Below are 1,189 nucleotides of genomic sequence, written 5' to 3'. Positions count from 1 at the left end.
CGCCGGCCGGCTTGTCGTCGTCGCGGGCGCGGTGGAGCAGGAAGATCGAGGCCACCATGGTGAGGATCAGGCCGGCGAGCACGCCGAGCTCGATCATCGAGGCCTGGAACAGGGCCGCCTTCTCCTGCGTCCAGTCCTTGCCGTGCATGATCTCGGAGGATTGCAGGGTGATCACCAGCACCCGCCGGATCGAGGCGATCAGCCCGACGATCAGGAACGGCTCGCAGGTGAGCTTGCCGGAGCGCATCGAGACCCGCACCGTGTGCAGGATCTCCACCAGCATCAGCAGGAACAGCAGCCGGTCGACCACCTCCAGGGTCTGCGCGGCGCCCCCGAGCGAGCGCAGCGCCTCGAAGGTGAGCCCGACGGCGTCGACCAGCGCGATCAGCGCGGTGAAGGCCAGCAGCAGGCCCAGGGCCGCGTAGATCGCGTGCTCGGTGTGGAGGAAGACGAAGCTCGACGCGCGGGTCAGGCGCCCCTGCGATTGCGGATCGTCGGCCATGGCGTGCCTCCCGGACGCGTCTTCGTTCCGATGAGACAGGATCGTGCGGCCGGCGTCCAGCGGAAGCTTGGCGGCGGGCGGGGATCGCGGGCGTCCGCGCGGCGGAACGGTTTCCGGGATGGTCCCGTTGCTCTCGTGCAACATAGGAGAAAGACATGCTGACCGGCGGCCTGCTGTGGCTCATCGGGATCCCGATCCCCGTCATCCTCCTGATCTGGTTCTTCTTCCTGCGCGGCCGCTGAGGGCGGAGGGCGCTCCGCACGGGACCGCTCGGCGTCCCCGTGCCTTCTCCGTCCGCGCGTGCTTGCGTCGTCCGCGCCCGCAGCGGAAGCACCGCAACGAAAAGGGCCGGCGCGCCTCGCGCGCACCGGCCCCGAACGCCTGCGGATCGCGCTACTTGGTGATCTTCACCGAGACCGGGTCGCTCGACGGGAAGGTCTCCTCGAGGGCGTCGTCGAGGCGCTCGCCCATCTTGTCCTGCTGGTTGGCGGGGTTCTTCTCGTCGCCGGGCTTGGCGCTGCCCTGCTGGAACCCCGGCTTGTCCGCGCCCTGCGGCGTCTTGGTGTCGTCGGTCATCGGGGCTGCTCCTGCCGTCACGAGGCGCCGAGGGCGGCGCCGGTGCCGGATCAACGCGAGGCGGCCCCGGGTGTTTCACGCCGCGTCGGCCGGGGGAGGGCGGCGCGCGAG

The 1,189-nt window shown here is 70.6% G+C and carries 2 protein-coding genes; both read right to left on the bottom strand.

Going from position 1 to position 1,189, the window contains the following annotated elements; genetic code table 11:
* The coding region (locus FV230_RS28550; RefSeq protein WP_147844754.1) for a phosphate-starvation-inducible PsiE family protein at positions 1-502 on the bottom strand (502 nt) is incomplete at its 3' end.
* A 393-nt stretch (positions 503-895) separates the two neighbouring features.
* Positions 896-1,078 carry a hypothetical protein gene (locus FV230_RS28545; protein WP_147844753.1) on the bottom strand — a complete coding sequence of 61 codons (183 nt, stop codon included), beginning with the start codon at positions 1,076-1,078 and terminating at the stop codon, positions 896-898.
* Between the last annotated feature and the right edge of the window lie 111 nt (positions 1,079-1,189).

The sequence above is a fragment of the Methylobacterium sp. WL6 genome, from assembly GCF_008040095.1.
GTDB lineage: Bacteria > Pseudomonadota > Alphaproteobacteria > Rhizobiales > Beijerinckiaceae > Methylobacterium.
Note: the sequence above shows the minus strand (reverse complement) of the source record. Positions and strands in the feature narration are given on the sequence as shown.

Bases quoted from the DNA above. Each gene is read 5' to 3' on its own strand.
- FV230_RS28545 (WP_147844753.1), bottom strand. From the start codon at position 1,078: ATGACCGACGACACCAAGACGCCGCAGGGCGCGGACAAGCCGGGGTTC.